Source organism: Streptomyces sp. NPDC059895 (genome assembly GCF_042731035.1).
In the GTDB taxonomy this organism is placed as follows: Bacteria; Actinomycetota; Actinomycetes; order Streptomycetales; family Streptomycetaceae; genus Streptomyces.
This window is the reverse complement of the sequence record NZ_JBHWKO010000064.1, coordinates 25,601-32,572: the sequence shown is the minus strand read 5'-3', so window position 1 is coordinate 32,572 and position 6,972 is coordinate 25,601. Positions and strand designations below refer to the sequence as shown.

At 70.7% G+C, this 6,972-nt stretch carries 8 protein-coding genes; 6 read left to right on the top strand and 2 right to left on the bottom strand.

Annotation, left to right across the window (positions count from 1 at the left end; genetic code table 11):
* Positions 1-280: 280 nt before the first annotated feature.
* Both ACFV9M_RS38340 and ACFV9M_RS38335 read right to left on the bottom strand, forming a co-directional pair.
* Complete coding sequence (locus ACFV9M_RS38340) at positions 281-946, bottom strand: YdcF family protein (protein WP_385078640.1); 666 nt, start codon at positions 944-946, stop codon at positions 281-283.
* Positions 943-1,737, bottom strand: coding sequence for a GntR family transcriptional regulator (locus ACFV9M_RS38335; protein WP_385078638.1), 795 nt, complete (start codon positions 1,735-1,737; stop codon positions 943-945). Before ACFV9M_RS38335 ends, ACFV9M_RS38340 begins: the two co-directional genes overlap by 4 nt.
* 562 nt (positions 1,738-2,299) lie before the next feature.
* Here ACFV9M_RS38335 and ACFV9M_RS38330 point away from each other — a divergent pair.
* The 6 genes from ACFV9M_RS38330 to traB all read left to right on the top strand — a co-directional run bounded on the left by ACFV9M_RS38330 (position 2,300) and on the right by traB (position 6,966).
* Complete coding sequence (locus tag ACFV9M_RS38330; RefSeq protein WP_385078636.1) at positions 2,300-2,563, top strand: DUF6284 family protein; 264 nt, start codon at positions 2,300-2,302, stop codon at positions 2,561-2,563.
* Positions 2,560-2,898, top strand: coding sequence for a hypothetical protein (locus tag ACFV9M_RS38325; RefSeq protein WP_385078633.1), 339 nt, complete (start codon positions 2,560-2,562; stop codon positions 2,896-2,898). The genes ACFV9M_RS38330 and ACFV9M_RS38325 overlap by 4 nt, the downstream gene beginning before the upstream one ends.
* A complete protein-coding gene (locus ACFV9M_RS38320; RefSeq protein ID WP_385078630.1) occupies positions 2,895-3,782 on the top strand; it encodes a DUF2637 domain-containing protein in 888 nt (295 codons plus the stop codon). Before ACFV9M_RS38325 ends, ACFV9M_RS38320 begins: the two co-directional genes overlap by 4 nt.
* A 34-nt stretch (positions 3,783-3,816) precedes the next feature.
* Positions 3,817-4,314 carry a hypothetical protein gene (locus ACFV9M_RS38315; RefSeq protein WP_385078628.1) on the top strand — a complete coding sequence of 166 codons (498 nt, stop codon included), beginning with the start codon at positions 3,817-3,819 and terminating at the stop codon, positions 4,312-4,314.
* An 18-nt stretch (positions 4,315-4,332) separates the two neighbouring features.
* Complete coding sequence (gene traA, locus ACFV9M_RS38310) at positions 4,333-4,884, top strand: plasmid transfer protein TraA (protein ID WP_385078625.1); 552 nt, start codon at positions 4,333-4,335, stop codon at positions 4,882-4,884.
* Positions 4,885-4,950: 66 nt separating this feature from the next.
* Positions 4,951-6,966, top strand: coding sequence for a plasmid transfer protein TraB (traB, locus tag ACFV9M_RS38305; protein WP_385078646.1), 2,016 nt, complete (start codon positions 4,951-4,953; stop codon positions 6,964-6,966).
* Positions 6,967-6,972: the final 6 nt, after the last annotated feature.

Genomic DNA, 6,972 nt, shown 5'->3' with positions numbered 1-6,972 from the left:
GGACCCGAGAACCACTACAAGGGCTGCACCCGCATCACCAATCGAAACGCCGAGCATCGCGCCGACAGCGGAACCCCTAACCGAGCGGCATTGGGGCTAGGGGCGCTCTCGTGGCATGCGGGGTACGTGACAGCATCCCCCTGTACGGCAAAGTGCACCGGTGTTGCCGTCAAGTGCTGCCGTCACACCCACGCATAACGAGTTGCCGGGTCCTGTTCCAAGACCGTCCGGGCCGGTCCGTCAACAACCCATCTTGGCTGGAGATCTGCGTGGAGACCCGTCAGTCGCGTACTGCGGCAGTCGGAACAAGGCGGCTCGTGAAGCCATCCGCAACGAGACGGCGATACGCCGCATCGACGTCCGCCGGGATCTCTTGACGGATCATGAAGCCTTCGTCCGGATAGATCATCAGCCGCTGCTGGGCCCCAACCAGCATGTCAATGACTAGGCGTTCGTCGCCGATCGAAGCGATGTACTCCGCGAAGGTCATCGACGCTGAGGCGCAGATCCACTGCACCTCGGGCCACAGCTTTCGCGCCGTTGCGTACGCGCGCCGTTCCTCGTACGGCTTGCAGACAAGCAGGACGGACGACACAGCGATGCCCTGTTCAGCAAGCAGGGCTCGCGAGAACATGACGTTCTCTCCGGTGTTCCGAGCGTTTGGCTCCACGAGGATGGCGGACGACGGCACGCCGAGTTCTACGGCCCTCTCCCGGTAATGCTCCGCCTCGCCGCGCGGCATCCGCTCACGGGTGGTCCGGCTGGTCGCTCCCGTGAATACGATCAGTGGCACCATGCCGTCGCGGTACAGGGCTGCCGTTGTGTCGGCGACCCCGAGATCATGGCTGCCTAGGCCGATGGCGACCGAACATGGGCGTACCTCGTGGCCCATTTGCTGGAAGTCCCAGAGGCAACGCGCGTCCTCCCATGACTGCTGTGAGATCACCTCTCCGCTCCACCTTCCGCCGCCGAGTCGGGCACCTTGAAGTCGTACGTCCATGAGAAGCGCGTAGCCGCGTGCACGCCAAGCGCGAACTCGACCACCGTGCCGTCGGCCGTGAACGTCGTTCGATGCAGCTCTACGACCCACTCCCCGGGAGTGAGCTGCAAGAGCTGCACTTCGTCAGTGGTGGGCACCCGGGCAAACAGCGTCTCCCGCATGTGATCGATCTCGTATCCCGCGTCATACAGCACGCGGAAGCCGCCGCCCCTGCCGGCCGGACCCGGAGCCGGATCCACGATGCGCGTTCCCTCAACATGCTCCGGGCGGTAGTAGCTGGTGAGGGTGTGAGTAGGCTGCGTCCCTTCCTTGACCAGCCGTGCGCGAGCGTAGACGTCGGCCCCTTCGGGCAAGCCATGCGCTGCTGCCGCTGCTGGTGGCGCCGGAACCTTGCTGACCGTCTGCGTTTGTTCGTTGCGCCGGTACGAGCGGCCGGATGCCACCCGGTCAGCGATGAAGGCGACTTCGTCACCGTCCCTCCATTTGGCTTTGTCGTACCGCTCGATTCCAAGTCGTTTGAGCGGTGGTCGGTCGCGGACGACCGTGCCGTGCCCACGGGAAGACGTCACCAGCCCTTCGGCTTCTAGCGCCTTGTAGGCCGCGTGAACAGTGGACTTGGAGCCTTCACCGGCCTCGACCCAGTCCCTGATCTGCGGCAACTGTTGGTTTGGCGCGTATTCGCCAGACCGGATCTTCTCTGCGATCCGGTCTGCAAGCTCTCGCCATTTCGGCGCCATGCAGAACCTCCCGTCGACATCGACCAGTGAAGCACAGTCCCAGGACTGTTGACTGTCCTGGGACTGCGTGCCATTGTCTTCCCAAGCGAGCCGCAGTCCTAGGACAGTGGCGGGCTAGTGGCCTTCTTTGGGCTGCGCAGATGCACAGGGCGGGGACGCTGCGATCCCGCTAAAGGCCAGGTGGAACAGGGTTTCGGCCCGTACTGGCGAGGTGGCCCGGCGACCGCGAGCAACGGCCGGAGAGTGGGGACGTAGTCCCCCTTGCAGTGCTTCACCCCTGTTGACCTCGTCGAAAGGACTTCTGATGTACCCACGAAGACCCTGAGCGCCACCGATATGGACCGGTTGGCGGCGCCTGGACAGCAAGCGCGGTCCACCACGGCTCGCAGCACGTCACGCTGCGGCCGGCTGCCTCTCCCGCCCGTCCGTTCCGCGCGCTGCGTGAGGACGTACGGGCGGGAGCGCGGGGAGCCGGATTCTCCGACTTCAACGGCGCGCGGCCCCGGGTGGCTAGACCCGGGGCCGCTATCGGGCCGTTCCACCCTGAGAGGAACACGACCCAATGGAGCACATCGTCACTGTTCAGGACGCCGTTACGGCGTTCGCGGACTTCATGGAGCCGACGGACGGCGAGCTGGACGCGATCGAGGCCGAGATGCCGGTCATCCTCGCGGACATCGAGCTGATGGACGCCTACATCGTCACGCTCGACCGCACGCCGACCGAGCTGGACGCGCGCCGGCTGCGGCGGGCGCGCCGTCGGGCGCTGGCCGCGCGGCTGGAGCTGACCCGGCTGTCGGCCGGGGCCGCGGGGGTGGGCGCGTGAGTGACGGGGCCCTCACCCTGGACAACCTCGCCACGCCGCTGCGGGTGCTGCGGCTGCTGGCGGTGGACTTCGGGCACCTGCCGGCGCCGAACGTGCAGGTGTCCACGGTCTACCCGGACCGGCTGGAGCTGACGTTCCACAGCGGCCTGGCCGACTTCGAGGTGTGGCGGGAGGCCCTGGGCATCCGCCCGGACGCCGTGGTCTACCGCGAGCAGAGCAGCGGCCGCACGCGTCTGCTGACGGCGTTGTCCGACTACGCGGGCGCCACGCTGGAGCTGGCCGGCTTCGGCCACGTCGACACCCCGGCGCCGGCCGCGGCGGGGGGTTCGGCGTGAACCGTTTCGGGAAGACGCTGCTGGTGCTGGCCCTGGTCGCGGTGGTCGCGATGGCGTTCCGGGTCTCGTGGAACGCGCTGCGGGACGTGGCCAGGGTGGTCGGTGCGGATGCGACCGCGGCGACGCTGTACCCGTTCGTGGTCGACGGGCTGATGGCTCTGGCGCTGGTCGCCACGCTGGTGCTGACCGAGGAGCGCGACAAGCGGTTCGCGCTGCGCGTCCTGGCCGTCTACACCCTGGCCTCCCTGGTCCTGAACTACGTCCACGGCTTGGTGCCCGAGCTGCACGGCCACGCGGTGGACTGGGGCCGGCTCGCGGACTGGGACCCGGCGAACTGGGCCCTGGTCCTGCTGGCCACCTCCCTGCCGGTCGGCTCGATCTACTTCGGCTCCGACCTGGTCGCCAAGGTGCTGCACCACCGCCCCGCCCCCGCGGGCGAGCCGGCGGACGGGCACCGTGCGGACGCATCCGCACCCCGCACGCACGCCCCCGCCCAACCCGCGCCGGACCTCCCGCACGCTGACCTAAGCGGCATGCCGCAGGTGACCGCGGCGCCGGTATCAGCGCAGGTCGAGCAGGGTGCGGACGCCGTACGGGCGCCGGATCCGCACACCCCGCAGGCTGTCCGCACGCCCGAGCTGAGTGCGGAGGAGGAGGCGGACCGGCAGGCGCAGTTCGAGGAGGCGGAGCTGGAGCGGATGCGGCAGGACGCACGCCGTACGTACGCCGAATCCGCACAGGCCGACCGGCCCCTGTCCGCACGCGCTCTGGGTGAGGCCTACGGGATGAGCGAGTCGTGGGCGCGCAAGCAGATCCTCGCCGTCCGCAACGCCGACGACACCGACCGGCCCCACCTGGTCGCCGCAGAACAGCGCGCCGCCTGACCTTCCCCCCTTCGACGCTTCCGGGAGCTCTGCTGTGTCCAGTCGTACCCGTGCCCGCGGCATGAAGGCCGCGGGTGTCCACACCGTCCAGATCCCGCGTCAGCGCGGGCGCCGCGGCGCGCAGCCGTTCGTGATCGTCGTCCCCGAACCGCCGTCGCTGGCCCGTGAGGCGGCCGGCTTCCTCGGCCGCGCCCTGTGGAACGGCCGCCGCGCCCTCGCCCCGACCTGGCTCGCCCTGGTCGTCCTGGCCGTGACCGGTCTGCTGCACGTCATGGGCTGGTGGACCGGCCTGGTCCTTGCCCCGCTCGCCGCCGCCCCGGGGGTGTGGGCCGGGATCATGCAGCGGCGCCGCCCCGCCCGCGGCGCGGTCGTCCTCTGGCGGGCCGGTCTGGCGCTGCTGGCCACGCTCGCCGCGGGGTGGGCGGCTCTGGCGGCCGGGTTCGGGCCGCTCGCCGGACCGCTGGAGCTGGTGTGGCTGCTGGTCTGGCTCACCGGCCAGACCGCCTGGCTCATCGTCCGCCGCACGCACTGACCACCCGAGGAGCCCTGAATGGCAGCTTCGACGCGCGGCCGCGGAACCGGCCGCAGCAACTCCGACAAGCCGAACAAGTTCGCCAGCGCCGGCGCCGCCGCGGGCGGGTTCGTCGGCGCCCTGGGCGGCTCGTTCGTCCCCCCGATCAACGTCACCGTCAACAACAGCAAGACCACCCCCCGCAACGACGGCGGGGGCGGGGCGCGTCCGCATGCGGAGGCGCTGCTGCCGTCGCCTGAGTTCGGCTCGCCGGCGCAGGTGCGGCAGTACTGCAACACCCTGCGCGCCGCCGCCGTGACGCTCTCGATCGAGGTGGCCATGGGCGCCGAGATCATGAAGGGCGTGCTGGCCGCGGTTCCCGACCCGCAGGGCCGCACCTTCGGCTCCCGCATCCGCGCGGCGAAGGTGGCGCGCAAGATGCAGCGCTCCGCCGACGCCCTCAGGGACGCGGCGAAGAACGCCGCCGCCTGCTACTCGACCTTCCAGCAGGAGTTCGAGGAGGAGATCAACCGCGTCCGCCACCGCGCCCGCAAGCCTCAGCAGCCGGTCATGAACTGGCACCAGCAGTAAGGAGACAGCCGCATGACCAGGAACAACCGCCGCCACGCCACCGATGTTCTCGACGACGGGCGGACCATGACCGCCTACGGCCTCCCCGACGGCACGTCGGGCGGGGGCGTGGGCGCGTACCTGCTGAACCGGGCCAAGCCCCACCTGCCTCCGTGGATCGGGTGGGCCGGGACCGGCCTGGCCGGGGCGCTGGGGAACTGGCGGTGGGAGGGCAGTGCGGGCGCCGGGGTCGGGCTCACGCTCGCCTCCGTCGCGCTGACCGGGGCGACGTGGTGGGCGGGGAAGTCGACCAGCCAGCAGCGCCGGCTGCACTCCGCCGTCACGGTCGCGGCCGGCTCCGCCTGGCTCACCGCCGCGGCTCTGGCCGGACCGACCACCGGACCGATCGACGACCTGTTCCTGATGGGCGGGCCGGTCGTGGCGCTGTCGTGGAACGTGCGCATGGTCCTGCGCCACACCCCCGACGGCGCCCCGGCCGGCAACGGCGACGGCGGTCTGCTGGAGAAGGTGGGTCTGGCACGGGCGCAGATCGGTGCGGCGAAGGTGGAACCCAACCGGGTCACCGCCCCGCTCGCGGTCGTCGCGGGTGAGCAGACCAACGACGACGTCACCAAGGCTCTGGCCCGGATCGCGTCCGCGCTGGACCTGCCGACATCCGCCGTCCGCTACACCCCGGACGCCGGATCCTCCCGCCGCGGCGAACTGGTCATCGTCCCCGAAGACATGCTGGCCGACGTGGTGGAATGGGAGGGGCCGTCGAACCTCGGGGGTTCGATCGCGGATCCGCTGGTCATCGGACGCTACGACGACGGCGCCCCGCTCGTGCTCTGGCTCCCCGGTGACCCGGACGCGGGACGCAACTCCACTCACGTCCTGGTCGCCGGCGGCACCGGCTCCGGCAAGGGCGACACCGCCCTGAACCTGCTGACGGAGGTTCTCTCGCGGCGGGACGTGATCGTGTGGTTCTCCGACCCCAAGGCGTTCCAGGACTTCGCCCCGCTCCGCCCCGGCCTGGACTGGGCAGCGGAGGGCGGCTCGGACACCGAAGTGATGGTGGAGGCGGTCAAGGCCGTGATCCCCGCCCGCACCCGGTGGCTCGGTGCCCACGGCTACCGGCAGTGGGTGCCCGCCGCCTCGGAGCAGCAAAACGACCCCGCGCACTCCTGCCAGAACGGGCGGGCCTGCGGGTGTGAGGGGATGCCGTTCCTGGTCGCCTGGTTCGAGGAGGCCGCCAACACCCTCCGCGCACTCGGGGACGACGCGTTCACCGGCATCGCGCAGGAAGCCCGGTCGGCGGGAATCTCGCTGATCGTGTCGCTTCAACGGCCCTCATACGACCAGATGTCCACCAGCACCCGCGCGTCCCTGCCGTCCGTGATCGCACTCGGCTGCGACCCGCGCGACGAAGGGTTCTGCCTCCCGGACACCGTGCTGGACGCCGGCGCCCACCCCGGCGCGTGGGGCAACCGCCGCCCCGGCTACTGCTACCTCGTCTCCCCCGGCATCCCCGAGGACCGCTACCCCTCCCCGGGCCGCACCCGCCGCTTCACCCACCGGGCCGTGCCCGTCATGGAAGCCCTCGCCACCTGGGCACAGCACAACGGAGCGACCGCCGACCCCGTCACCGCCGGCGCCGCCTCCGGCGTAGCCGGACGGGCGTACACCGGCCGGACCACCGACACCCCGACCGCGCAGCCGGCCGCGCTGCGGGCCGTCCCGGAGGAGGACGACATGGAGTACGGCGCCGGTCTGCTGGTCGACCCCGAGGACGACGGAATCGACCCCGACGCCGAACTCCCCGACACCGAGGACGGCGACGACACCCCCATCTTCGGACAGGAACAGGGACACAAGCCGACCCCTGAAGAGGCGCGGGAGCTGTTCGCGCGGGCGCTGGAGGAGTTCGAGGAGGAGGGTCGCATGGTGGTCGGCCCGAAGGACTTCACCGACTGGTGCGACGCACACAGCCTCTCCCGCTCGTGGGTGTCGCTGCGGCTGAAGGAAGCCGCCATGGACGGCCGGCTGGAGGCAACCAACGTCACCGGACGGTGGCGCATCGTGCCCGCCCTCGCCGCGGCCTAACACCCC